General features: G+C 67.1%; 23 protein-coding genes. 14 read left to right on the top strand and 9 right to left on the bottom strand.

All coding sequences use genetic code 11. The features are described 5' to 3' along the window. Positions 1–2 precede the first annotated feature (2 nt). On the top strand, positions 3–398 hold the full coding sequence (locus tag ACW177_RS09415) for a hypothetical protein (protein WP_492025467.1): 396 nt from the start codon (positions 3–5) through the stop codon (positions 396–398). Between the two features lie 248 nt (positions 399–646). Here ACW177_RS09415 and ACW177_RS09410 read toward each other — a convergent pair whose 3' ends face one another. Then, positions 647–1,711: a PA0069 family radical SAM protein gene (locus tag ACW177_RS09410; RefSeq protein WP_492025466.1), complete on the bottom strand. Its 1,065-nt coding sequence runs from the start codon at positions 1,709–1,711 to the stop codon at positions 647–649. A gap of 131 nt (positions 1,712–1,842) precedes the next feature. Between ACW177_RS09410 and ACW177_RS09405 the strand changes: the two genes are divergently transcribed. From ACW177_RS09405 to gmk, 9 genes are all read left to right on the top strand, one after another. Further along, positions 1,843–3,189, top strand: a complete 1,347-nt coding sequence (locus tag ACW177_RS09405; RefSeq protein ID WP_492025465.1) for a cytochrome b/b6 domain-containing protein — start codon at positions 1,843–1,845, stop codon at positions 3,187–3,189. 84 nt (positions 3,190–3,273) lie between these two features. Then, positions 3,274–4,221, top strand: a complete 948-nt coding sequence (gene fabD, locus ACW177_RS09400) for an ACP S-malonyltransferase (protein ID WP_492025464.1) — start codon at positions 3,274–3,276, stop codon at positions 4,219–4,221. Beyond that, positions 4,164–4,829 carry a rhomboid family intramembrane serine protease gene (locus ACW177_RS09395; protein WP_492025463.1) on the top strand — a complete coding sequence of 222 codons (666 nt, stop codon included), beginning with the start codon at positions 4,164–4,166 and terminating at the stop codon, positions 4,827–4,829. Before fabD ends, ACW177_RS09395 begins: the two co-directional genes overlap by 58 nt. Further along, positions 4,829–5,569 (top strand): 3-oxoacyl-[acyl-carrier-protein] reductase, encoded by a 741-nt coding sequence (gene fabG, locus ACW177_RS09390; RefSeq protein ID WP_492025462.1) that lies wholly within the window; start codon positions 4,829–4,831, stop codon positions 5,567–5,569. Before ACW177_RS09395 ends, fabG begins: the two co-directional genes overlap by 1 nt. A 171-nt stretch (positions 5,570–5,740) precedes the next feature. Next, the gene (locus ACW177_RS09385) at positions 5,741–5,980 is read left to right on the top strand and encodes an acyl carrier protein (protein ID WP_008264317.1); all 240 of its coding nucleotides are present in this window, start codon (positions 5,741–5,743) and stop codon (positions 5,978–5,980) included. Positions 5,981–6,130: 150 nt separating this feature from the next. Beyond that, the gene (gene fabF / locus ACW177_RS09380) at positions 6,131–7,402 is read left to right on the top strand and encodes a beta-ketoacyl-ACP synthase II (RefSeq protein ID WP_492025461.1); all 1,272 of its coding nucleotides are present in this window, start codon (positions 6,131–6,133) and stop codon (positions 7,400–7,402) included. Position 7,403: 1 nt separating this feature from the next. Continuing rightward, positions 7,404–8,543: an endolytic transglycosylase MltG gene (mltG, locus tag ACW177_RS09375; protein ID WP_492025460.1), complete on the top strand. Its 1,140-nt coding sequence runs from the start codon at positions 7,404–7,406 to the stop codon at positions 8,541–8,543. Continuing rightward, positions 8,540–9,424 (top strand): YicC/YloC family endoribonuclease, encoded by an 885-nt coding sequence (locus ACW177_RS09370; RefSeq protein WP_492025459.1) that lies wholly within the window; start codon positions 8,540–8,542, stop codon positions 9,422–9,424. Before mltG ends, ACW177_RS09370 begins: the two co-directional genes overlap by 4 nt. Next, positions 9,414–10,055, top strand: a complete 642-nt coding sequence (gene gmk, locus ACW177_RS09365) for a guanylate kinase (RefSeq protein WP_492025458.1) — start codon at positions 9,414–9,416, stop codon at positions 10,053–10,055. Before ACW177_RS09370 ends, gmk begins: the two co-directional genes overlap by 11 nt. Before the next feature lie 266 nt (positions 10,056–10,321). Here gmk and ACW177_RS09360 read toward each other — a convergent pair whose 3' ends face one another. From ACW177_RS09360 to ACW177_RS09330, 7 genes are all read right to left on the bottom strand, one after another. Then, a complete protein-coding gene (locus ACW177_RS09360) occupies positions 10,322–11,452 on the bottom strand; it encodes a pyridoxal phosphate-dependent aminotransferase (protein WP_492025457.1) in 1,131 nt (376 codons plus the stop codon). A 150-nt stretch (positions 11,453–11,602) separates the two neighbouring features. After that, entirely contained in the window at positions 11,603–12,412 is an 810-nt protein-coding gene (rsmA, locus tag ACW177_RS09355) for a 16S rRNA (adenine(1518)-N(6)/adenine(1519)-N(6))-dimethyltransferase RsmA (RefSeq protein WP_492025456.1), read from the bottom strand. 8 nt (positions 12,413–12,420) lie between these two features. Next, positions 12,421–13,416 carry a 4-hydroxythreonine-4-phosphate dehydrogenase PdxA gene (gene pdxA, locus ACW177_RS09350; protein ID WP_492025455.1) on the bottom strand — a complete coding sequence of 332 codons (996 nt, stop codon included), beginning with the start codon at positions 13,414–13,416 and terminating at the stop codon, positions 12,421–12,423. Beyond that, positions 13,413–14,759, bottom strand: coding sequence for a peptidylprolyl isomerase (locus tag ACW177_RS09345; RefSeq protein WP_492025454.1), 1,347 nt, complete (start codon positions 14,757–14,759; stop codon positions 13,413–13,415). The genes pdxA and ACW177_RS09345 overlap by 4 nt, the downstream gene beginning before the upstream one ends. 72 nt (positions 14,760–14,831) lie before the next feature. After that, positions 14,832–17,279 carry an LPS-assembly protein LptD gene (locus ACW177_RS09340; RefSeq protein WP_492025453.1) on the bottom strand — a complete coding sequence of 816 codons (2,448 nt, stop codon included), beginning with the start codon at positions 17,277–17,279 and terminating at the stop codon, positions 14,832–14,834. Positions 17,280–17,312: 33 nt separating this feature from the next. Then, positions 17,313–18,449, bottom strand: coding sequence for an LPS export ABC transporter permease LptG (gene lptG / locus ACW177_RS09335; RefSeq protein ID WP_492025452.1), 1,137 nt, complete (start codon positions 18,447–18,449; stop codon positions 17,313–17,315). Next, on the bottom strand, positions 18,446–19,594 hold the full coding sequence (locus ACW177_RS09330; RefSeq protein WP_492025451.1) for an LptF/LptG family permease: 1,149 nt from the start codon (positions 19,592–19,594) through the stop codon (positions 18,446–18,448). The genes lptG and ACW177_RS09330 overlap by 4 nt, the downstream gene beginning before the upstream one ends. Before the next feature lie 143 nt (positions 19,595–19,737). On the opposite strand from ACW177_RS09330, the gene ACW177_RS09325 reads away from it, so the two are divergent. The 4 genes from ACW177_RS09325 to ACW177_RS09310 are packed head-to-tail and all read left to right on the top strand — an operon-like array spanning position 19,738 to position 22,335. Next, a complete protein-coding gene (locus tag ACW177_RS09325; RefSeq protein ID WP_492025450.1) occupies positions 19,738–21,213 on the top strand; it encodes a leucyl aminopeptidase in 1,476 nt (491 codons plus the stop codon). A 20-nt stretch (positions 21,214–21,233) separates the two neighbouring features. Beyond that, positions 21,234–21,692, top strand: coding sequence for a DNA polymerase III subunit chi (locus ACW177_RS09320; protein ID WP_492025449.1), 459 nt, complete (start codon positions 21,234–21,236; stop codon positions 21,690–21,692). After that, positions 21,650–22,006, top strand: a complete 357-nt coding sequence (locus ACW177_RS09315; protein ID WP_492025448.1) for a hypothetical protein — start codon at positions 21,650–21,652, stop codon at positions 22,004–22,006. Before ACW177_RS09320 ends, ACW177_RS09315 begins: the two co-directional genes overlap by 43 nt. A gap of 23 nt (positions 22,007–22,029) precedes the next feature. After that, on the top strand, positions 22,030–22,335 hold the full coding sequence (locus ACW177_RS09310) for a hemolysin (RefSeq protein ID WP_492025447.1): 306 nt from the start codon (positions 22,030–22,032) through the stop codon (positions 22,333–22,335). 4 nt (positions 22,336–22,339) lie between these two features. On the opposite strand, the gene ACW177_RS09305 is transcribed toward ACW177_RS09310, so the two are convergent. Further along, on the bottom strand, positions 22,340–23,266 hold the full coding sequence (locus ACW177_RS09305) for a LysR family transcriptional regulator (protein WP_492025446.1): 927 nt from the start codon (positions 23,264–23,266) through the stop codon (positions 22,340–22,342). Positions 23,267–23,280 lie beyond the last annotated feature (14 nt).

Below are 23,280 nucleotides of genomic sequence, written 5' to 3'. Positions count from 1 at the left end.
CTATGGATGATGAGCTGGAAGACGGCGGCGGATTCGACGCCGACGACTGGAGCCGGTTGACGCCCTTCGTCGGGGCGGTGGCGACGCTGGACGACGTCCAGGCGCGCCGGGCCGTCTTCGCCCTGGGCGAGACCGACGATCCGCGCCCCATCGCCATGGACCTGCCCCAGCCGGTGATCTGGTGGGAGGAGGACGGCGAACAGGCGGCGGTCGCGGTTCAGGCCGAGAGCCATCTGGGGCCGGACGGCGAAGAGATGGAGATCCTGGGCCTGATCCTGCCGGATGGGGAGGGGGCGGTGGCCCTGATGGAGGACGTCGATCTGGTCGACGACACCGACCCGACCTGGCGGGATCTGGTGACGCGGGCCGTCGATCCGTCGGCGGCGGACGAGGTCTGAGGAAATTGCACATCGGATGAAATCGGGTGCAATCTGTGCAATTTGCGACAGGTCGCTGTTTTTAATGGGGAAAACTTACCGCCGAAATTGCACTGTGCAATCTCGTTCAAATCCGTTCCGTCGAGATATCAAAGACCAGGGCTTGATCTTATCACGGCGCCGCAGGGCGCCGGGTTGATTGTCGAATTTACTTTCAAGCGTCTGAAAAGGCAGCTGATTGTTTTCAGAATTAGGAAACCTGGGCGGCCTTAGCCGAACAACTCCAGCTGCGGTCGAGCGTCGGCCGGAACGCGGAACTGGGTTTCGTCCAACAATCGCAGCGGCGCATCCAGGCCGTAGCGTTTGACGGCGGCCTTGAAGCGGGCGCCGATCAGTTCGGCGACGGGGCCGGTTCCATTCATGCGCTGGGACCAGTCGGCGTCGTAGTCCTTGCCCCCGCGCGTCTGGCGGATCAGCGACATGACGCGGGCGGCGCGATCGGGGCGGGCGTCGGCCAGCCACTCGCGAAACAGATCTTTGATCTCCAGCGGCAGGCGCAGGGTGACATACATGGCTCGCGTCGCCCCGGCCTTGGCCGCCGCCTCGAGCACCGATTCCAGTTCGTGGTCGTTCAGGCCGGGAATGACGGGGGCGAAGCCGACGCCGACGGGACAGCCCGCGTCGGCGAGGCGGCTGATGGCCTCCAGCCGTTTGGCCGGGGTCGAGGCGCGGGGCTCCATGGCGCGGGCCAGGCCCCGATCCAGGGTGGTGATGGAGACGAAGGCCGAGGCTAGGCCGGCCTGACCCATGGGCCCCAGAATATCGGCGTCGCGCGCGATCAGCACTGATTTGGTGATGATGCTGAAGGGGTGGTTGAACCGACGCATGACCTCAAGGATCGAGCGGGTCGATTTCAGTTCGCGTTCCACCGGCTGATAGGGGTCGGTATTGCCGCCTATGTGGATGCGCTTGCACCGGTATCGGGGGGCGAGGAAGGCCTGTTCCAGCAGACGCGCCCCTTCGGGCTTGAAGAAGATCCGGCTCTCGAAATCCAGGCCCGGGGATAGGCCCATCCAGGCATGGGACGGACGGGCGTAGCAGTAGATACAGCCATGTTCGCAACCTTTGTACGGGTTGATGGAGCGGTCGAAGCCTATGTCCGGACTGTCATTCCGGGCGATGATGGTGCGTGCGTGTTCGGGCGTGAGCGTGGTGCGCAGCGGCGCGGCCTGGGCGTCCTCGGGCGTCCAGCCGTCGTCGAACGATTCATGCTGCTGGGGCTCGTAACGGCCTGTCGCATTCGAACGCGCGCCTCTTCCCTTGGCGGATTTCATGAAAGGGAAGGTGGATCAGAAAGTGGAACATAGCAAGAACATTTGTTCATCTCGTTCTTTGGCGACGTTCTCGAGTGGAAACAGATACAGTATCTGTTGCGAACGAGCGCGGCTGGTTCTATCTGGCGTTCATGACCTCGCCCAGTCGCTATTCCGCCGTCGCCATCGCCCTGCACTGGGCCGTCGCCGTCTGTATCCTGTCGATGATCCCGATGGGGTGGTGGATGACCGCCGCCATCGAACAGCCGGGCAGCCAGGCCCTGGCCTATCGGGTGTTTCAGATCCACAAGTCGATCGGTTTCCTGATCCTGGCCCTGACCGTGGTGCGGATTGTCTGGCGGCTGACGCATCGGCCGCCGGCCCTGCCGGGCGGGATGAAGCGGTGGGAGGCGTTCGCCGCCAACGCGACCCATGTGGCCTTCTACGCCCTGATGCTGGCCCTGCCGCTGACGGGGTGGCTGTATGTCTCGGCCGGATGGGCCGTGGCGCAGGACCGGGCGCTGGAGGTGGCGACCAGCTGGTTCGGCCTGTTTCCGATCCCGCATCTGCCGGGCGTGGCCGAACTGGCGGCGGGCGCACGGCGGGCATTGGCCTTCCAGGCCATGGGGGCGCACGCGGCCATGGCCTGGGGCGCGGTCGTCCTGATCGTCCTGCACGTCGGGGCGGCGCTGAAGCATCAGTTCGTCGACCGCGACGGGGTGCTGGCGCACATGGTTCCTTTTCTGAAGGCGGGGCATGAGACGACGGTTTCCCCGCCGTCTTCGCCCTGGGTCGAGCGGGGCGTGGGCGTGGCCCTGATCGCGGTCGTGGCCATGGCCGGGGCGGTGGCGTCGCGGCCCTATGCCAGACCTGAGGTGGAGGCGGCTCGGACGGAGGCGTCCGTTCCAGCCTCGACGCCCGCGCCCGAGATCGCCGCTGCGCCGGAAATCGCGGCGCCCGAACCGGTCGTGGAGGAGACGACGCCCCAACCCGTGAAGGCCGGCGCCTGGACCATTGATCGCGCCGCCTCCAGCATCGCTTTCGGCGGAACCCAGTCGGGCGCAGCCTTCAAGGGCCGGTTCGAACGGTGGGACGGTCAGGTCCGGTTCGACCCGGCCGATCTGGCGGGCTCGAAGGCGGTGATTACGGTTCAGACGGCCTCGGCCCGCACGGGCGATGCGACCCAGGAGGGCTCGCTGCAGGGGGCTGAATGGTTCGATCCCGAGCAGTATCCGACCGCCCGGTTCGAGACGACAGGCTTCCGCGCCTTGGGCGGGGATCGGTATGAGGCGAGGGGCACGCTGAGGATCAAGGCCACGAGCCTGCGCGTCGTCCTGCCCTTCAGCTTCCGCGAGACCGGCGGGGTCGCGACGGTGCAGGGGCGGCTGGAGCTGGACCGGACGGCGCTGAACCTGGGGATGGAGACCGACGCGACCGGGGACTGGGTCTCGAAGATGATCGATGTCCAGATCAAGGTCTCGGCGCGACGGGCGGAGTAGGGCGCCGAATGCGCCGCCGCTTGCCCTGAGGGAAGTCAGGCCTTAGGGGTCCGCGCTCTTGATCAATGATTCAGGGAGCGGTCGATGACCCTCGCACTTCTGTTTCCGGGACAGGGCAGCCAGGCCGTCGGCATGGGCGCGCAACTGGCCGACGCCTTCGCCTCCGCCCGCGAGGTCTTCGCCGAGGTGGACGAGGCCCTGGGCCAGAAGCTGTCGGTGCTGATGCGCGAAGGCCCCGAGGACCAGCTGACCCTGACCGAGAACGCCCAGCCCGCCCTGATGGCGGTGTCGATGGCGGCGATCCGGGCGCTGAAGGTCGAGTTCGGGTTCGATGTGGCGACGGCGGCCTATGTGGCCGGTCACTCGCTCGGTGAATATTCGGCCCTGGCGGCGGCGGGGGCGATCTCGCTGTCGGATACGGCGCGGCTGCTGAAGCTGCGCGGCCAGGCCATGCAGCGCGCGGTTCCGGTGGGGCAGGGGGCTATGGCCTCGCTGATCGGGCCCAAGACCGATCTGGCCCTGGCCGAGGCTGCTGCGGCGGCGGGCGCCGAACTGGGCGTCTGCGTGGTCGCCAACGACAACAACGCCGGCAATATCGTCATCTCGGGCGAGAAGGCGGCTGTGGACCGGGCCATCGAAAAGGCCAAGGAACTGGGCGCGCGGGCGATCCCGCTGAACGTCTCGGCGCCCTTCCACTGCCCGCTGATGCAGCCGGCGGCGGACGAGATGGCGGCGGCGCTGGCGTCGGCGACCATCCTGGCGCCGGCGGTTCCCGTGGTGGCCAATGTGCTGGCGCGGCCGGAAAGCGATCCGGAAGTCATTCGCCGACTGCTGGTCGAACAGGTGACCGGCCGGGTGCGCTGGCGCGAGAGCATGGAGTGGATGGCGAGCGAAGGCGGGGCGACCCGCTTCGTCGAGATCGGCTCGGGCAAGGTGCTGACCGGCATGGCCAAACGGATTGCACCAGAGGCAGAGTGCCTGCCGTTGAACACGCCGGAAGAGTTGGAAGCCTTCGCGAAGGCTCTGGTCTAAAAACCGTGACACGGGGCTCAGCGATCCTTTGGATCTGGGCGGCGAGCATTGTCCTCGTCTGGATCGCGGTCGCGGTCGATCTTGGGCAACCGCTGTGGGCGCGTCAGCATTCCATTGACCTGACGGCCTATGGGGCCTTCGAAGGTCGCACTTTAACGGTGGAGCACGGGTGGAGGCTGCTGGCGTCGCAATGGTTGCACGTCAAGTTTCCACATATGCTGTTCAACGCCGTCATCATCGGCCTGGTCGGGGCGGCGTTGACGCGACGGATGAACTGGCCTTCGGTACTGGCCTTGGGCTTGATCGGGGGCGCTTGCGGGCAGTTGGCGTCAGCGCTGGCGCAGCCGCAAGCCTATGTGTCTGGGGCTTCGCAGGCCTATTTGGCGCTCTGTGCAACGGCGCTTTTGGTGCTGGATCGCAGGAGCGTGGGCTGGTGGTCGGCGGTCGTAGGCGTTCTGGTCAGCGTGGCGCTGGACCTGTTCGTGAGCGGCCATGCGGGCGTAAAGCCCGGACATTTCGTACCCTTCGTCATCGGTTTGATCGTTGGCGGCGGTTTTCTATTGTTGGACAGACATCGGCCTGATGGGGCGGTGCTTCGGAGGACATGATGTTCAATCTTGCAGGCAAGACCGCGCTGGTGACCGGCGCGACGGGCGGGATCGGCGGGGCGGTGGCGCGGGCGCTGCACGCCCAGGGCGCGACCGTGGTGCTGTCGGGCACGCGCGAGGCGGTGCTGGCGGATTTGGCCAAGGAACTGGGGGAGCGGGCGCATTTCGCGACGGCGAACCTGTCGGATCCCGAGTCGGTCGATAATCTGGTGAGCGCGGCCGAGACGGCCGCGGGCGCGCCGCTGGACATCCTGGTGGCCAATGCGGGCATCACCAAGGATGGTCTGCTGATGCGGATGAAGGACGAAGACTTCCAGTCGGTCATCCAGATCAATCTGGAGAGCTATTTCCGCCTGACCCGCGCGGCGGTGAAGGGGATGATGAAGCGCCGCTCTGGCCGAATCATCGGCGTGACCTCGGTCGTCGGCGTGACCGGCAATCCGGGCCAGACCAATTATTCCGCGTCCAAGGCCGGGATGATCGGTTTCTCCAAATCGCTGGCGCAGGAAGTCGGGTCGCGCGGCATTACGGTGAACTGTATCGCGCCGGGCTTCATCGCCTCGCCGATGACCGATGTGCTGAACGACCAGCAGCGCGAGACCATTCTGGGCCGGATTCCGGCGGGCCGGCTGGGCACGGGCGACGAGATCGCAGCCGCCGCAGTCTACCTGTCGTCGGACGAAGCGGCCTATGTCACGGGCCAGACCCTGCACGTGAACGGCGGCATGGCGATGATCTGATCATCGCGACGACGCTTTACAGACTATTTCCTGCCCGAACGGCTGTGCTAAAGGGCAGGAACACGAAGGCGGTTCGAGCCATTGAGCTTGCATCACCGACGTTGCCGTGAGACGGCGATTTACAAGCTACCCCCGCCTCTACGGCGATTTTAAACAGGCAGAGAGACACTCATGTCCGACACCCTCGAGCGCGTTCGCAAGATCGTCATCGACCATCTGGACGCCGATCCGGACAAGGTCACGGAAAAGGCCAGCTTCATCGACGACCTGGGCGCCGACTCGCTCGACAACGTCGAGCTGGTGATGGCCTTCGAAGAAGAATTCGACATCGAGATCCCGGATGACGCCGCTGAGCACATCCAGACGGTCGGCGATGCGGTCAAGTTCATCGACGAAAAGTCGGCCGGCTGATCCCAGCCCCCGACTGGCGGCCGAAAGGCTGACAGATCACAGGGCCGCCCGGCGCTCCTAGCGGAGACGCCCGGCGGCCTTTACTGTTTCTGACCCTTGCGAATCCGCAGTGATTCCCCGGGCCGGATTGGAGTTGAAGGAGCACGCACCATGCGCCGCGTCGTCGTTACGGGCATCGGTCTGCTGACCCCCCTTGGTTGGGGTGTCGACAAGAGCTGGAAGGGTATCGTCGAGGGGCGGTCGGGCATCGGTCCGATCACCTCGTTCGACACCACGGGCTATGGCTGCACCATCGCCGGCGAAGTGCCGAGCGTCGATGGACGCGGCGGCGGTGGCGAGGGGGACTTTGACCCCGAGAAAATCATGTCCGCCAAGGACAGGAAACGCGTCGACGACTTCATCCTGTATGCCATAGCAGCGGCGGACGAGGCGCTGGCCGACGCGAACTGGAAGCCCGAGACGGACGAAGACAAGGAACGCACCGGGGTCATGGTCGGTTCCGGCATCGGCGGCCTGGGCCCCATCGCCGAGACGGCCATCGTGCTGAAGGAACAGGGGGTGCGCCGCGTCAGCCCCTTCTTCATCCCCAGCGCCCTGATCAACCTGGCAGGCGGGCAGATTTCGATCCGCCACGGCCTGAAGGGTCCGAACCACGCGGCGGTGACCGCCTGCGCCACCGGCGCCCACGCCATCGGCGATGCGGCGCGGATGATCGCCCTGGACGACGCCGATGTCATGGTGGCGGGCGGGGCGGAAAGCTCGGTCGTGCCGATCGGCATCGCCGGCTTCCTGGCCTGCAAGGCCCTGTGCACCGCCTATAACGACACGCCGGAGACGGCGTCGCGCCCCTATGACCGGGGCCACGCCGGCTTCATCATGGGCGAGGGCGCGGGCATCCTGGTGCTGGAGGAATACGAACACGCCAAGGCGCGCGGAGCCAAGATCTACGCCGAGGTCGTCGGCTACGGCATGAGCGGCGACGCCTATCACATCACCGCCCCGTCAGAGGACGGCGAAGGCGGCCTGCGGGCCATGAAGATGGCGCTGAAGCGGGCCGGGATGGAGCCGTCGGACCTGGATTACGTTAACGCCCACGGCACCTCGACCATGGCCGACTGGATCGAGCTGAAGGCCATCGAGCGGCTGGCCGGCGATCACGCCAAGGATCTGGCCGTCAGCTCGACGAAGTCGATGACGGGCCACCTGCTGGGCGCGGCGGGGGCCATCGAGGCGGCATTCTGCGTCCTGGCGATCCGCGATCAGGTGGCGCCGCCGACGATCAATCTGGACGACCCGGAAATGGAGACGCCGATCGACCTGGTCCCGCACAAGGCCAAGCCGATGAAGATCGACGTCGCCATGTCCAACAGTTTCGGCTTCGGGGGCACCAACGCCTCGGTGATCTTCAAGAAGGTCGACTGACATGTTCGGACGGGGGCGGGTTGAAAAGGGGCGGGGACGGTCGGGTCTGACGGTGACCTTGCTGACCGCCTCGGCGACGTTCAGCCTGTTCCTGATCGCCGCCCTGGCCATCGTCTGGGGCGTCTACTACGGCCCCGGGCCGGGCGCGCGTCAGGGAGACCGGACGGTCGTGACCCTGGCCAGCGGGTCCGGGGTCTCGGCCATCGCCGCCCAGCTTAAGGCGGCGGGGGTGATCCGCTCGACCGACCTGTTCAAGGCGGCGGCGACCTTTACCGGGGCGGACCGCAAGCTGCGCGCCGGGGAGTATGAGGTGCCGTCGGGAACCTCGCTGGGCGGGGTGCTGAAACTGCTGGTCGAGGGGCGGGTGGTGCGCCATTTCGTGACCCTGCCGGAAGGCTGGTCTTCGGCCCAGGCGCTGGACATCCTGGCCAAGGAGCCGGTGCTGACCGGGACGGTCGAGGTGACGCCCGATGAAGGCAGCCTGTGGCCCGACACCTATGAGATCGCGCGCGGCGATACGCGGCAGTCGGTGATTGATCGGATGCAGCGTGCGGCCAACGAGAATCTGCGCCTGCTGTGGGCCCAGCGCGGGCCGGGAACCGTGGTGCGCAATCCCGAGGAGGCGGTGATCCTGGCCTCCATCGTCGAAAAAGAGACCGGTCTGGCGGCCGAGCGTCCGCGCGTGGCGGCGGTGTTTTCCAACCGACTGCGCCAGGGGATGCGGCTCGAGAGCGATCCGACCATCGTCTATGGCCTGACCCAGGGGCGGCCCTTGGGGCGCGGCATTCGCCGGTCGGAACTTCAGCGCCCGACGGCCTGGAACACCTATCAGATCGACGGCCTTCCGCCGACGCCGATCGCCAATCCGGGCAAGGAAGCCCTGGCGGCCGTGCTGAACCCGCCGGCGGACCAGGCTCTGTTCTTCGTCGCCGACGGATCGGGCGGCCACGCGTTCGCCGCCACCTATGAAGAGCATCTGCGCAATGTCGCGCGCTGGCGTCAGATCGAGCGCCAGAAGGCGGGCCTGCCGCCGGAAGCGCCGACGCCGGCCGAGCCGGACGCCAGCGCCGCGCCGATGACGGCGCCCTCTGATGAAGCCGCCATCACCCTGCCTGCGGGCGCGAGCCAAGGTCTGAGATGAGCCTGATATCAGGAATGACCGGCTTTGGCCGGGCCGAGGGCGCCGGCCACGGCTGGACCTGGTCGGTCGAGGCGCGCTCGGTCAACGGGCGCAATCTGGAGGTCCGGTTTCGGGGACCGAACGGGTTCGACGCCCTGGATCGTGCGGCCAAGACGGCGGGGCAGGCCCGGTTCGCGCGTGGCCAGATCACCGTCGGGGTCCACGCCAAGCGGGTCGAGGCCGGCGAGGCGGCGGTCACGATCAATGCGGCGGTGCTGGCCCGCTATCTGACCCTGGCCAATGAACTGGCCGAGGACGGAGCGACACCCCCGTCCGCCGACGGCCTGCTGGCCCTGCGCGGCGTCATCGAGACGCCCGAAGAAGTCGATGATCCCGAAGCCCGCGCCGTGCTGGAGACCGCAATAGCGCGGACGGTGGAAGAGGCGTTCGACGCCCTGAAGGGGTCTCGCCATGCCGAGGGCGCCCAACTGGCGCCTCTGTTGCTGGAGTTCATCAGCCGCATCGAAACCCTGGTGGCGGCGGCCGAGGGCGAGGCCCAGGCCCAGGTCGAGGCCATACGCGACCGGTTCAGCCGCCGCATGGCCGAACTGGCGCCCGATGCGCCGGGTCTGGAGGACCGAATCTTCCTTGAAGCGGCGGCCCTGGCGGCCAAGGCTGATGTGCGCGAGGAGCTGGACCGGCTGACGGCCCATGTGGGCGCAGCGCGTCAGTTGATGGCGTCGCCGCCGGCGGGACGGAAGCTCGACTTTTTGAGTCAGGAATTCATGCGCGAGGCCAACACCCTCTGTTCGAAATCGGCTACGACCGCGCTCACCGGAATCGGCCTCGAGCTGAAGGCCGTCATCGAACAGTTGCGTGAACAGGTCCAGAATGTTGAATGAACGCACGCCCCGCCGGGGTGTCCTCCTGATCGTCGCCAGCCCGTCGGGCGCGGGCAAGACGTCGCTGTGCCGCCGGCTTATGGCGGATCACGGGGGGCTGGAGCTTTCCGTCTCGATGACGACGCGCGGGATTCGCCCCGGAGAGGTCGATGGGCGCGACTATAATTTCGTCGATCGCGAGCGGTTCCAGAAGCTGATCGACGCCGACGCCTTCCTGGAATGGGCCGATGTTCACGGCAATCTGTACGGCAGTCCGCGCGCGCCCGTGGACCGCGCCCTGGCCGAGGGTCGCGACGTGCTGTTCGACATCGACTGGCAGGGGGCGCGGGACGTGGCCGAGAAATGCCCGGAGGACGCGGTGCGGGTGTTCATCCTGCCGCCCAGCCTGGAAGAACTGCGTCGTCGCCTGATCACCCGGTCTCAGGATTCGGACGACGTCATCGAGCGCCGCGTCGCCAACGCCAAGGGCGAGATCGAACACTGCGACGCCTTCGACTATGTGATCGTCAACGAGGATTTCGACCGGTCCTACGCCGAGCTGGCGCACATCTATCACGCGGAGCGGTCGCGTCGTTTCCGCAACCTGTGGGTCGGGGACTACAAGGCCGCCCTGCTGCGCGAGCCGGTCTGATAAAGACCCGGCCTGGGTCAATCGATCTGGGAAGAACAACGACACCGCGGCAGGCGGAGGGGGGACAATGCCGCCGCGGTGTCGTCTTCGGCTGAGGGCGGTAACGACATCGCGCCAGGCGGGGGCGTCCTACGCGATGTCGTCTTCAGCGCTACTCAACTGCACCCCTTATCCCACAACAGGGGTTCCAGAGGGTAAATTTCTATCTAGGGGCGATTGCTTAGGTACGCACCACGATTGCCGAATCGGCGGATTTGCAGGGGCGGTCAGAGCCGGGTGCGCGCCGCGAACCAGGGCGTGAGTCGCGTCAGTGCCGCCTCGACCTCGGGCGTCGAGACGGCGAAGCTGATGCGGATGAAGCGATGGCCGTCGACGGGATCGAAATCGACGCCGGGCGCGGTGGCGACGCCGGTATCGCGCAGCAGTTGTTCGCAGAAGGCCACGCTGTCGTCTGTCAGATGGCCGATGTCGGCCCAGATGTAGAATGCCCCGTCGGGCGGGGCGATCTTCTTCAGGCCGAGGGCCGGCAGGGCCGCCAGCATCAGGTCGCGGTTGCGGGCGTAGGTCTGGATATGGCCCTCCAACTCGTCGACCGCATCCATGGCGACGAGGCCGGCGTGCTGGCTGAGGCTGGGCGGGGTCAGGAACATGTTGCCGATATAGGCGCGGGCGGCGTCGATCAGGCTCTCGGGAACCAGCAGCCAGCCCAGCCGCCAGCCGGCCATGCTCCAGTATTTGGAGAAGCTGTTGATCACCATGGCGTCAGGGGCGAATTGCAGCATCGACGGGGTCGGGCCGACATAGGACAGGCCGTGGTAGATCTCGTCCGATAAGATGGCGATGTTTCGTGTGCGGCAGACTTCGGCGATGGCGGCGAGTTCGGGCTCGGGGATGATGGTGCCGGTGGGATTGGCCGGGCTGGCGATGATGACGCCGGCGGGGGCGGGATCGAGCGCCTCCAGCTGAGCGGCGGTCAGCTGGAACCGGGTCTCGGGACCGCAGGCGATCTCGACCGGCTCAAGATGCAGGGCGCGCAGGCTGTTGCGGTAGGCGACGTAGCCGGGACGGGCCAGGGCGATGCGGTCGCCGGGCTTGAACCGGGCGCTGAGGGCCAGGACGAGGGCGGGGGAGGCGCCGCAGGTCAGCAGGATGTTGGCGGGATCGACCGTGACGCCATACCGATCCTGATACAGGCGGGCGATGCGGGCGCGCAGTTCGGGGCTTTCCCAATAGCCCATGCCGTCGGCGTCCAGCACCTGGTGCGCACGGGCGATGGCGGCGACGGGAGCGCCGGTCGAGGGCTGGCCGAACTCCATATGGATGATCGACCGGCCTTCGGCTTTCAGCTGGTGCGCCAGGCGGCTGACGGTGATGGCGCGGAAGGGTTCGACGGTCATGGGAAATCCTTATCCATCCGCTCATCCCGGCGAAAGCCGGGACCCAGTGCTTTCGCATCACCAGCGCGTTGGATGAGCACCCGTGCGCGCCTTACCCAGCTTGCGCCCAAAGATCTGGGTCCCGGCTTTCGCCGGGATGAGCGGATCCTATTAGGCCAGGGCGTCCGCAAGACGCAGGAAACCCGCCACATCCACCGTCTCGGCCCGGACGTCCGGTTCGATGCCGGCGGCCTCGCACAGGGCGGCCCCGCCGAGTTGTTTCAGGCTGGAGCGGAGCATCTTGCGGCGCTGGCCGAAGGCGGCGGCGGTGACGCGTTCCAGCTTCTTCAGGCGTTCGGGCGACGGGCGCTCGTCCAGCGGAACCAGATGGACCACGGCCGAGGCGACCTTGGGCGGCGGGGTGAAGGCGGCGGCGGGCAGGTGCATGACGATGCGGGCGGTGCAGACGGCCTGGGAGATGACCGCCAGACGGCCATAGGCGTCCTCGCCCGGCGCAGCGGCGACGCGCTCGGCGACTTCCTTCTGGAACATCAGGGTCAGGCTGTGGGGCAGCCAGGGGCCGGTCAGCCATTTGATCAGCAGGGCGGTGCCGACGTTGTAGGGGAGGTTGGAGACCAGATGGGCGGGGCCGGAGACCAGATCGGCCTCCTTTACCTTAAGCGCGTCGGCCTCGACGATGGTCAGGCGGCCGGAGCCGTCGTCCAGTTCGGCCAGCAGGGGGATGAAGCGCGGATCCTTTTCGACCAGGACCACAGGGCCGGCGTCGGATTCCAGCAGGGCGCGGGTCAGGCCGCCGGGGCCGGGGCCAACCTCTATCACCGCACGCCCCTCGAACGGGCCGGCGAGGCGGACGATCTTGCGCGTCACATTGAGGTCCAGCAGGAAATGCTGGCCGAAGCTCTTCTTGGCCGAGAGGCCGTGGGCGTCGAGGGTTTCGCGGAGGGAGGGAAGGTCGGTCACACGCCCTGTTAGCGCGCGGCGCGGGCCGCCGCCATCTCCGATGCCAGACGAATGGCGGCGATCAGGCTGTCGGGGCGGGCGACGTTCTTGCCGGCGATGTCGAAACCGGTGCCGTGGTCGGGCGAGGTGCGGATGACGGGCAGGCCCAGAGACACGTTCACACCGCCCCAGAAGTCGAGGGTCTTGACCGGGATGAGGGCCTGGTCGTGGTACATGCAGATCGCCGCATCATAGGTGGCGCGGGCGTCGTCGTGGAACAGGGTGTCGGCGGGTTTGGGATCGGTGATGTCGATCCCCTCGGCGCGGAGTTGCCGGGCGACCGGGATCAGGATGTCGATCTCCTGAAGCCCCAGGGCGCCGCCTTCGCCCGCGTGGGGGTTCAGGGCGGCCATGGCCAGGCGTGGACGGGCGATGGCGAAATCGCGTTTCAGGCTTTCATGAACGACGCGGGCGGTGCGGGCGACGCGCTCGGCCGTGACCAGTTCCGGAACCTGGTCCAGGGCGACGTGGATGGTGACCAGGCAGGCGCGCAGGTCGCGGGCGGTCAGCATCATGACTGGGCCGCGTGTGCCTGCGTAAGGAGCATCAGCCGTCAGTTCGGCGATGAATTCGGTGTGGCCAGGGAAGCGGAAGCCCGAGGCGTACATGGGCGCCTTGGCAATGGGGGCCGTGACCAAACCCGAGGCTTCGCCGGACAGGACGAAGCTGACGGCCTCTTCGATGCCGTCGGCGACGGCGGAGGCGTTGGCGGGATCGGGGGTTCCGACCACGACCGCAACGGGCAGCGGGCGGTGGATGACCGGCAGGGCCCGCGCGAATCGGTTAAGCGCGTCAGCGGGGCTATTGATCTCGATGACCGGAACGCCCTGCTCCCGCAGCAAGGCGGCGTCGCCGATGACGGCGAAGGCCAGGGGTTCGGTGTTGAGCGCCCGCCAGGCGGCGGCCACGATCTCCGGCCCGACGCCGGCGGGTTCGCCTAGCGTCAAGACCAGAGGCCGGATCATTTGAACTCGATGAGCGCGTCGTTGCGCAGGTCGCGCAGATAGCGGCGCTCGAGCACGGCCAGGTTTTGGGACCGCAGGCGGCCCTCGACCTGTTGGCGATTCGGGGCCTCGGGGCCGCCGACGCGACGGCCGCAGACGGCGACCAGGTGCAGGCCCAGCGGGGTGCGGATCGGCGTGGAGACCGAACCGATTTCGCCGGTGCGGGCGAACTGCTGGAACTGCGGCGCCAGATCGGCGACGTCGGATTCGCCGAGGTCGGACCCGATGACGCCGGCCGTCGCGCGGGACTGGGACAGGATGTTGTCGCAGTTCAAGCCGTCGCGCATGGCTTCCAGGGTACGGGTCGCGGCGGCGAGGTCGGCTTCCGAGGCGGCCTCAGGCAGTTCGACCATCAGCTGCTTCAGCGACACCAGGCTGGTGGCGGCACCGTCGCGCTTGTCGCGCATATAGATGATGTAGACGCCGCCATCGACCGGAACCGGGTTGGACAGCTGGCCGGCCTGGAGCTGGTCGAAGATGGTTTGAAGGGCAGGCTGGACGGTGCCCTTGACCACCCAGCCGGCGTCGCCGGGGACGCGGGCCGAGGCCGAAGGCGCGGAGGAGAACTGCTGGGCCACGGCCTGGAAGGGCGCGCCCTGGATGATCTGCTGCACCAGCTGGCGGGCGCCGTTCATAGCGGCGTCCTGACCGCCGACGCGGGCGGCCTCGATATAGATTTCGCCGATCAGATACTGGGGCTGGGCGGCCGCGTCATTGAGGCGACGGACTTCCTGATCGACCTGAAGCGTGCTGGGACGGGCGCGGCTGTTGAAACGACCGGGCACCAGCTGGCCCCAGCCGATCTCGGTACGCAGGCTCTCGCGGAAGGCGTTGGGCTGGATGCCGCCCTGTTGCAGGAACTCCAGATAGGCGGCGGGCGTCACCCCGGCCTGACGGGCCATCTGGGCGATTTCCTCGTCGATCTCCTGATCGGTGACCTTCAGGGTTTCAAACTTGGTGATCTCCTGCGCCTTCAGACGCTCCTCGATCAGGCGGTTCAGCGCCGCCTGCTGGATCGCCGGCAGGTTCTGCTCGGTCGGCTGGACCTGGGACGAGGCGATCAGCATCAGCATCTGCTGGCGCAGGTCGAAGCCGGTGATGATCTTGTCATTCACCGTGGCGACGATGCCGTCGGCCATTTCGAACTGGGGCGCAGGGCGCGCGGCGGCGGGGGCGTCGCCGGCCGCCGGATTGGGCGCGCCTGCGGCTGGCGCCTGCGGAGCGGACGCCGTCTGACCCTGGGCCGAACCGGCGAGGAGGACCGCCGCGAGCGCAGCCCCCGTCGAATAACGCATCAAACCCATTGGTCGTCCTGATTCCTCACAGCGGTCCATCTGCCAGGCCGGCAGGCGGTCGCGCCCCGTAAAGCGTCATGCTCAACGCATCTCGCCCTGTCCATAACCTGAACCTCCGAAAGTGGCGAGGTTTAGGCGTACATAGATCCCGTCTGAAGGGCCGCTGGCCCGAACGCGGGTATTGTTGCGGCGATAGCCGAATTCGACACGGAAACAGTCGTCGTCGAACAGCAGGCCGACTTCCTGGCGTGTGATGACGTTGCGTTCCAGGTCGGCGATGCCCGTCACGGAGACGCCCCAGTTGCCATAGACGAACTGCTGGCCCGCCAGCTGGACGAATTCGTAGTTACGATTCTGGTCGCCCGACAGGGGATTGGAGCGATCGACGATATAGCTGACCGACGCCAGGTTGCGGCGGCCCCAGCGCCCGTCCACCGCCGCCTCGGCCCGGTGAACGTCGCCCGAGCCGTCGAAGGTGGCGTGGCCCCAGCTGCGGATGCGGTCGGACGGCGAGAAACTGCCCTGAACCACCCAGTCGGACGCCGAGGACGCCAGGCCGGTGGGATCGTACAGCTGGCCGGTCTCGCTGTCGGGAATGGTGGTGCGGAAGGCGTCCTCGTCGTCGGCGCGGTAGCTGCGGCCGACGAACAGGCTGGCGCTGCGCCCTTCGGACCAGCGAATCGTCGCCCGGCCGCCGGCCGTGATCCGCCCTCCGCCCTCGACCAGGTCGTAGCCGGAGAAGCGGTCCATGCGGAACAGCGAAGATTCGTCGAGTTCGATGACCTGCGAATCCTCGTTGGGAATCCTGGGGTCTATGTCAGCCTTGTTGGAGATCGACACCTGGGCGACCGGCTCGAGGATGATGTCCGCGCGAGGGGTGCGTCGAATCAGCGGGTAGCTGACGTCGACGCCGGCGCTGGCGCGGGTTCGGCTGAGGGTGTCGTCGCTTTCCACTCCCATCATCGGCGGGAGGTCCGACAGGGAATACAGGTCCAGGCGCGTATCGACGAAGGGCTCGATCCGCAGGCCGACTCCGGTGATGAAGACGCGGCGCCATTCCGCCTGGGCCGTCACGCGGCGGCTGTCGACGCCGGAAAGGCCGGTCGTATCGGACGGCACGATATCGGGGTTCAGGACCGGAGCGCCGACGAAGCTGTCGCGGTACAGGGACACGGCGGACCCCTTGACCCGCAGTCGTCCGCCGAGGACGGGGCCGGCGGGCTCCCAGCGCGCATCGACCAGGGGGGCGACCTGCGGCAGGGTGTTGTCGTCCTCGAACACCTTGAAGCCGGAGGCGTCGCGGAAGTCGTTGTCTTCATAGGCGGGGTCCAGACGCAGGCTCTGGATAGAGAAGGCCGCGACCGAGACATAGGACCGCTCGGTCTGATGCTCGGCGTAGATCTGGCTGATCAGCCGGCGGCGGTCGCCGTAATAGAGACCGTTGTCCTGATAGGGGTCGCGAATGTCGTAGCGGTCGAACAGGGTCTTGTCCGAGGTGCGCTCGGCCGTGAAGCCGAAGCGCCAAGGTCCATCGGGGTCGAACTCGCCGTGGGACAACAGATAGGAGCGGTGTTCCTTGTCGCCGAAACGGACGTTGCTTTCGTAGTCGCCGTCGCCGTCCAGATCGAAATCGCCGAAATTCCGTTCATAGGTGTAGCCGCCCCGCGCGATGATCGAACCGTTGGCGAACCGGCGGCGCCATTGCAGGTTCAGCAGGGGCGCCACTTCGGTGTTGATCTGGGGGCTGATCAGCCAGTCTTCAGAGGGCGAGACCACATGGAGATAGGGCTGTTCGATCGAGAAGCCGCGCCCCTCGTCGTAGTTTATGATCGGCACCAGCAGGCCCGAGGCCCGCTCCACCGTCGGGTCGGGGTGGGCGAAGAAGGGGGTGTAGAAGACCGGCACGCCGCCGACGCGGAAGATGGCGTTACGATAGATGACGGCGCGCAAGGCCTCGTCCTGCACCACTTTTTCGGCCTGGATCGAGACGCTGGGCGTCTTGGGGCCGTCGGCGTCGCAGATGGGGCAGGGGGTGAAGACGACGTAGTTCAACTCGTTGATGTTCTCGCTACGCCGCACAGCCGTCGCCGCCATCAGGCTGGATCCGTTTTCCAGCCGGGTCGCGAAATCGACGGCGACCGCCGCCTTCAGCTCGCGGTCGGTTTCCAGGTGGCTGGCGTAGACGACCGTGCCGTCGGCCGAGATCGCCTCGACCTGGCCGCTGATGGAGGCCGCGCCGTTGGACAGGTCATAGGCAAGGTCGTCGCCACGCAACACATTGCCGTCGGTGCGCAGATAGACGCGGTCGCCGCCGTCGCTGTGCGCCGTCATGACGTGGCCCGAACGGCCGGCTGCGGCGGCGTCGACATAGACGGCGCCCTTGGTCAGACCGTCTTCGGTCCCGGGAGTCGTGACAGGCGCGGTCTGGGCGAAAGCCTCTCCGGCGAACGGGACACAGGCGAACAGCGCCGCGCCGGCGAGAAGCCGCGCCCGGAAGGCCTTCGAACGCTGATCGCGATCACCCTGCATGAAGCATCCGTCTGTCTTGAGCGAGGCGCTCGCTTAGCCGTCTTCGGTATAGAACAGCAAGGTGAAGGCGGCGAGGGCCGTCAATATGGGCGGCAGCCAGGCCGCCACGACCGGCGGAACGACCTCTGCCGAGCCCATGGCGGAAGAAAACTGGTTCAGGAAGAAGAAGGCGAAGCCCAGCACCACGGCCGCAACGCTCATCTTGGCCAGGTCTCCCAGTCGCATCAGCCGCAGAGAGAAGGCGGCCGCCAGGATGGACATGGCCGCAAAGACCATGGGGGTGGCCAACAGCTGCTGAAACCGAAGCCGGTAAGCGGTCGAGGCGAAGCCGGCGTTTTCGATTCGCTGAATCTGGTTCGGCAGGGACCAGAAGGGGGTGGATTGCGGGCGGGCGAACCGCTCGAAAGCCTCTTCATCAGCCAGGCTGGAGATCAGATCGAGGCTGGAATAGGTCACGGCGCGTTGGCCGATGCTGGCGCCGACGGCGTTGGTCAGCCGCCAGCGGCCGGCGCTGAGGGCGGCGGACTGGGCGTCGATGCGTTCGGAGAAGTCGCGATTTCCCGAGGCGTTCGTCGTGTAGATGAAGAAGGTCACGTCCAGCAGCCGGGCGTTGGCGCGGTCCTGACGTCCGGCGCGGATGATCATCTGGCGTTGGTCATCGCCTTCGCGCAGCCAGATGGCGGCGTTCGAGCTGGCGTCAGGCGCGGCGCCGGAGATTCGCGCCCGTTCCCGCTGCCACAGACCGTCGCCGGCCGAGGCGAGAGGGCCGAGCACGGTCACGGTCAGGACGCCCAGCACCACGGCCATGCCCGCCGCAGGAAGAACGAAGCGCCAGGCCGACACCCCCGCCGCCCGCATGGCGATCAATTCGCTGCGGCGATTGAGGCCGATATAGGCGGTCAGGGTGCCGAACAGGAAGACGAAGGGCAGCAGCTGCACGATCACCGAGGGCGACTTCAACGCCACCAGGCCCAGGATGCGCAGGGCCGACAGGTCCTGGTCCGAGCCGACGCCACGCGATACCTCGACGAAGTCGATCAGCATCACCAGGGCCCCGATCACCGCCAGGGCGACCCCGAGGGCGCGAAGTTGCTGGACCAGGACATAGCGTTCGATCCGGCCCAGGCGGGGCGGATTGAGGGCGGTCAGGGACGGAAGGGCCAGGGTCATGCGAACCTCGCGCGGAATTGGGCCCGCATCCGGTCGATGATCGGGTGTTCGCGGCGTTTCCGCGGCTTCAGGGCGCGGAACAGCAGGCGCGCCGCCAGGGCGACGGCGACGAGCGGCGCCAGATATTGAAGGATGTTCATCCAGGGGTTCCAGGCGCTGGCGGCGACCAGCCCATAGCCGATCACCCGGACCAGCAGGAAGGCGCCGGCGGCCTTGGCGATTCTAAGCGAATAGCCGGTGCGGCTGAAGGACCCGCCCATGATGGCGGCAAGGGCCAGGGCGACGGCGACCAGGGCGTAAAGCGGCGCGGAGATCCGGGCGTGCGCCTCGGCCAGCAATTCGTCGCGTGATCCTGCGGTCTCGAGAACGCGCGGCGTCGGGTTCAACAGCTGACGCAGATAGAGGTCGGCGGGCTTGTAGCGGATCTGCTCGGTGACGGCGGAGAACTGACCCAGGGGGAAGTCGTAGCGCTCAAAGGACAGAGTCTCCAGCACGCCCCGCGAGGAGTATTTCTGCCATGAGCCGTCGATCATGGTCAGGACCGGCTCATTGGCGGCGTCGCGGCCGAACCGCGCCTCGGTCGCGCTCCAGTTCTGGGTGGACTTGCCGTCGTCCAGGTAGACGAACATGTTCTTCAGCAGGCCGTTCTGCTCGATCTGCTGGACATAGACCGTCAGGCCGTCAGGCCCCTGGACGAACTGACCTTCCTCGACCAACAGGGCCGCCAGGTCGGTGCGGATGGCGAAGGCCTGGTTGCGGGCCTCGCGCTGAGCCCAGGGCTGGGCGAACAGGGTCATCGCGAGATTGAGGATCAGCACCAGCACGGCCAGCCGCGCCGCCGGCGAGATCACCTGCCACCGGGTCATGCCTCCGGCGAAGGCCGCCGTGAGTTCCTGCTCGCGCTGCATCCGGGTCAGGGCGATCAAAACCCCGACGAACAGGCCGATCGGCAGGATGACGGCCAGCAGTTGCGGCAGGGCGAGCAGGGTCAGTTTGACCATGACCCACACGCTCTGGCCGCGCTCGACGATGACCTCAAGTTGGTCCAGGCTCTGACTCAGGATTCCGATGCCGGCCAGCGAGGCGCAGGCCGCAACCACGGGCAGCGAAATCTGGCGGAAAAGGTATCTTTGAATCAGGGTCATGGGCGGATGGACTTCGCCCGGTTGCAGGCGGCGATAATGAGGCGCATCTAGTAGCACAGGAGGGCGCGTCCGCGACAAGCAGACGCGCCATTTGTCTTTTTCTTCCGTTGTAGACGCCGGGTGGGGCCTGGCTGGAGTTGTGAATGAAGATCGAATTCGTCGCCGCCGTAGACGCTGCTGAAATTCTCGCCGTGCCGGTCCATGAGGACCGGACCCTGGCGGGCTCTGGTACGGACCTGGACGGCAAGTCCGGCGGCGCCCTGACCCGGGCGATGAGCAAGGGCCGTTTCGTCGGCAAATCCGGCCAGACGCTGAGCATCGCCGCGCCGTCGGGCGTCAGCGCCGACACCATCCTGCTGGTCGGCGCCGGACCGGCCGACAAGATCGACGACCTGGCGGTCGAAGCCTTTGGCGGCAACGCCTATGCGGCGGTGAAACTGTCGGGCGCCGAGGTCCTGACCATCGACGCCTCGAGCTTGACGCCCGAACAAGCGGCCCGTGTCGGCTTCGCCGCCCGTCTGGCCGCCTATCGGTTCGACAAGTATCGCACCACCCAGAAGGCCGACAAGATCCCGTCGATCACCGCGATCCGGGTCGTGACCTCTGATCTGCGCGCCGCCGAGGCTGCGTTGGAGCCGCTGTCGGCCGTGGCCGACGGCGTCATCTTCGCCCGCGACCTGGTGTCCGAGCCCGCCAACGTCCTGTACCCGGCCGAGTTCGCCAAGCGGGTCAAGGCGCTGGAAAGCCTGGGGCTCGAGGTCGAGATCCTGGGCGAGGCCGAGATGGAGAAGCTGGGCATGCGCACCCTTCTGGGTGTCGGCCAGGGCAGCCGTCGCGAAAGCCAGCTGGCGATCATGAAGTGGAACGGCGGCGAGGCGGGCGGCCAACCGCTGGCCTTCGTCGGCAAGGGCGTCTGCTTCGACACCGGCGGCATCTCGATCAAGCCGGCCGACGGCATGGAAGACATGAAGTGGGACATGGGCGGCGCGGCCGCCGTGACCGGAACCATGATCGCCCTGGCCGGCCGCAAGGCCAAGGTCAACGCCATCGGCGTGCTGGGCCTGGTCGAGAACATGCCGGACGGCAACGCCCAGCGTCCGGGCGACGTGGTCGTGTCGATGTCGGGCCAGACGGTCGAGGTGATCAACACCGACGCCGAGGGTCGCCTCGTCCTGGCCGACGCCCTTTGGTACACGCAAGAGCGTTTCAAGCCGAAATTCATGATCGACCTGGCTACCCTGACCGGCGCCATGATCGTGGCCCTGGGCCTGGATTACGCCGGCGTCTTCTCGAACTCGGACGAGGTCGCCGATCCGATCCTGGCCGCGTCGAAGAAGGTGGGCGAGAACTTCTGGCGCATGCCGATCCCAGCCATCTACGAACAGCACATCGATTCGAAGATCGCCGATGTGAAGAACACCGGCAACGGTCGCGCGGGCGGTTCCATCACCGCCGCCCTGTTCCTGCAACGCTTCACCAACGGCGTGCCGTGGGCCCACCTGGACATCGCCCCCACCGCCTGGGCCAACAAGAGCCCCAGCCCCACCGTGCCGGAAGGCGGCGTCGGCTTTGCCGTGCGCACGCTGGATCGCATGGTGGCCGACGCGTACGAAGCCTGAGTTCCGGACGATAGAGCCGGATGAGCGGCAAGCCCGAAATCTGGTTCTACCACCTGGAGCGTTCGACGCTGGACCAGGTGCTGCCGACCTTGCTCGAGAAGACCCTCGAGCGGGGCTGGCGCGCCATGATCAAGTCGTCGCACGCCCATCGGCTGGACGACGTCGACGAGCGTCTTTGGACCTTCCACGAAGAGAGTTTTCTGCCGCACGGCCGGGCGGATCAGCCCAACGCGGATCGTCAGCCTGTGCTGTTGAGCGAATCGGGAGAGAACCTGAACGGCGCTCAGGCGCTGTTCATCGTCGATGACGCAGAACTTGGCGTGACGGAAGGGATCGAACGATGCTTCATCATTTTCGACGGACGGGACGAGCCGGCGCTCCAGAATGCGCGGGCGCGCTGGAAGGCGCTGAAGGCCGAGGGCGCCAATCTGGCCTATTGGCGCCAGACGGACGAGGGACGCTGGGAAAAGGCGGCCTGATCGCCCTGGTGCTGCTGGCGGGCTGTTCCACGCCCGTCGCTGAACAGCCGGCGCCCCGGACGGTGGAGCGGGCGCAACTGAACCCGCCGGTCGGCAGCCGTATGCCGAGCGCCCAGACAACCGACGTCTGCAAGGCCGGAGAGCTGCAGTATCTGGTCGGCAGGCAACGGACCGAGATCCCTGTACCGGTGGACGTCGTCAACCGGCGCGTGACCTGCACCACCTGCCCGGTGACGGAGGATTTCTCGGCCTATCGGCTGAACATCTTCTACAATGCCGATACCGGCGTGATCGAACAGGTCCGCTGCGGCTGACGGCGGCCCAAGGAGAGACGACCATGAAGACCGCCTTTATGCTGAGTTCCCTGATGGCCGCAAGTCTGGCGCTGTCGGCGTGTGCGCCGACGGAAACGCCCGTGACCATAAGGACGCCGGGCGACGACGCCGCCTTCAAGGCCTGCAAGGTCGAGGATTATCAGGCCTATGTGGGCCGCAACCGTTCCGCCGTTCCGAGCGCGCCGGAAGGTCAGATCTTCCGCGTCCTGTGCGCGACCTGCATGGCGACCATGGACTATCGCGAGAACCGGGTGAACTTCGTCTATGACGAGGCGTCGGGCGTGATCCAGCAGGTCAAGTGCGGCTAAGGCCTCAGCGTCCGGCCGTGTCGCCGGGCCACAGCGGGCCGCTGAACTTCCTGGCCAGATAGTCCATCAGGGCCGTGACCCGCGCCGGGCGCGGCCCGCTGCTGGGCGCGACCAGGTGTAGGGCGATGGGCGGCAGGCGCCAGTCGGTCATCACCGTCTCCAGCTTCCCTTCGGCGACGTCCTTCCAGTAGATGAAATCCGGCTGGGGGAAGACGCCCAGGCCTGCGCAGAGGGAGGCGGTCAGGGCGTCGGAGTTGTTGGCCCGTAGCGGGCCGCGCGGCCGCACCACCACCTCTTCGCCCGCATCATTGATGAAGCGCCAGGCGTCGGGCGTCGGCATATAGGCGTAGCTGAGGCAGGCGTGCCGCTCCAGATCATCCGGATGGGTCGGCCGACCGCGCTGGGCCAGATAGTCGGGCGAGGCGACCAGGTGGCGTTCGACCGGCCGCAGCCGGCGCGCGGTCAGGGACGAGTCGGGCAGGGCGGCGATGCGCAGGGCGCAGTCGAACCCGCCGCCGACGAGGTCGATCACCTCGTCCGACAGGTGCAGATCGACCGAGACGTCGGGATGTGTAGCCAGGAACTCGGGCAGGGCGGGGGCGACATAGGCCATGCCGAAGGACATGGGGGCGGCCAATCGCACCAGGCCGCGGGGCGTCACCGACATGTCCAGGGCCTCTGACACCGCGCCCTCGGCCTCAACCAGCATCAGGCTCGCACGCGCCGCCAGATTGCGCCCGGCGTCGGTCAGGGCGAAGCGGCGCGAGGTGCGGTGGAGCAGGGTGGTCTTCAGCTGCTGCTCCAGTCGGGTCACCGCCTTGGATACGGTCGCCTTGGATAGAGCCAGGGCGTCGGCGGCGCCCGAGAAGGACTGGGCCTCCGCCACCTTGGCGAAGATGGCCATGGCTTCGAGGTCGGGCAGGCGTGACATGGCGGGCTCTGCGA

It is taken from the genome of Brevundimonas sp. AVps23W, assembly GCF_058681395.1.
This window is presented reverse-complemented; position numbering and strand designations above follow the sequence as displayed.

Excerpts from the sequence above, each read along its gene's own strand:
- ACW177_RS09415 (WP_492025467.1), top strand. The coding sequence starts at position 3 with ATGGATGATGAGCTGGAAGACGGCGGCGGATTCGACGCCGACGACTGG.
- ACW177_RS09410 (WP_492025466.1), bottom strand. The coding sequence starts at position 1,711 with ATGAAATCCGCCAAGGGAAGAGGCGCGCGTTCGAATGCGACAGGCCGT.
- ACW177_RS09405 (WP_492025465.1), top strand. The coding sequence starts at position 1,843 with ATGACCTCGCCCAGTCGCTATTCCGCCGTCGCCATCGCCCTGCACTGG.
- fabD (WP_492025464.1), top strand. The coding sequence starts at position 3,274 with ATGACCCTCGCACTTCTGTTTCCGGGACAGGGCAGCCAGGCCGTCGGC.
- fabG (WP_492025462.1), top strand. The coding sequence starts at position 4,829 with ATGTTCAATCTTGCAGGCAAGACCGCGCTGGTGACCGGCGCGACGGGC.
- ACW177_RS09385 (WP_008264317.1), top strand. The coding sequence starts at position 5,741 with ATGTCCGACACCCTCGAGCGCGTTCGCAAGATCGTCATCGACCATCTG.
- fabF (WP_492025461.1), top strand. The coding sequence starts at position 6,131 with ATGCGCCGCGTCGTCGTTACGGGCATCGGTCTGCTGACCCCCCTTGGT.
- mltG (WP_492025460.1), top strand. The coding sequence starts at position 7,404 with ATGTTCGGACGGGGGCGGGTTGAAAAGGGGCGGGGACGGTCGGGTCTG.
- ACW177_RS09370 (WP_492025459.1), top strand. The coding sequence starts at position 8,540 with ATGAGCCTGATATCAGGAATGACCGGCTTTGGCCGGGCCGAGGGCGCC.
- gmk (WP_492025458.1), top strand. The coding sequence starts at position 9,414 with ATGTTGAATGAACGCACGCCCCGCCGGGGTGTCCTCCTGATCGTCGCC.
- ACW177_RS09360 (WP_492025457.1), bottom strand. The coding sequence starts at position 11,452 with ATGACCGTCGAACCCTTCCGCGCCATCACCGTCAGCCGCCTGGCGCAC.
- pdxA (WP_492025455.1), bottom strand. The coding sequence starts at position 13,416 with ATGATCCGGCCTCTGGTCTTGACGCTAGGCGAACCCGCCGGCGTCGGG.
- ACW177_RS09345 (WP_492025454.1), bottom strand. The coding sequence starts at position 14,759 with ATGGGTTTGATGCGTTATTCGACGGGGGCTGCGCTCGCGGCGGTCCTC.
- ACW177_RS09340 (WP_492025453.1), bottom strand. The coding sequence starts at position 17,279 with ATGCAGGGTGATCGCGATCAGCGTTCGAAGGCCTTCCGGGCGCGGCTT.
- lptG (WP_492025452.1), bottom strand. The coding sequence starts at position 18,449 with ATGACCCTGGCCCTTCCGTCCCTGACCGCCCTCAATCCGCCCCGCCTG.
- ACW177_RS09330 (WP_492025451.1), bottom strand. The coding sequence starts at position 19,594 with ATGACCCTGATTCAAAGATACCTTTTCCGCCAGATTTCGCTGCCCGTG.
- ACW177_RS09325 (WP_492025450.1), top strand. The coding sequence starts at position 19,738 with ATGAAGATCGAATTCGTCGCCGCCGTAGACGCTGCTGAAATTCTCGCC.
- ACW177_RS09320 (WP_492025449.1), top strand. The coding sequence starts at position 21,234 with ATGAGCGGCAAGCCCGAAATCTGGTTCTACCACCTGGAGCGTTCGACG.
- ACW177_RS09310 (WP_492025447.1), top strand. The coding sequence starts at position 22,030 with ATGAAGACCGCCTTTATGCTGAGTTCCCTGATGGCCGCAAGTCTGGCG.
- ACW177_RS09305 (WP_492025446.1), bottom strand. The coding sequence starts at position 23,266 with ATGTCACGCCTGCCCGACCTCGAAGCCATGGCCATCTTCGCCAAGGTG.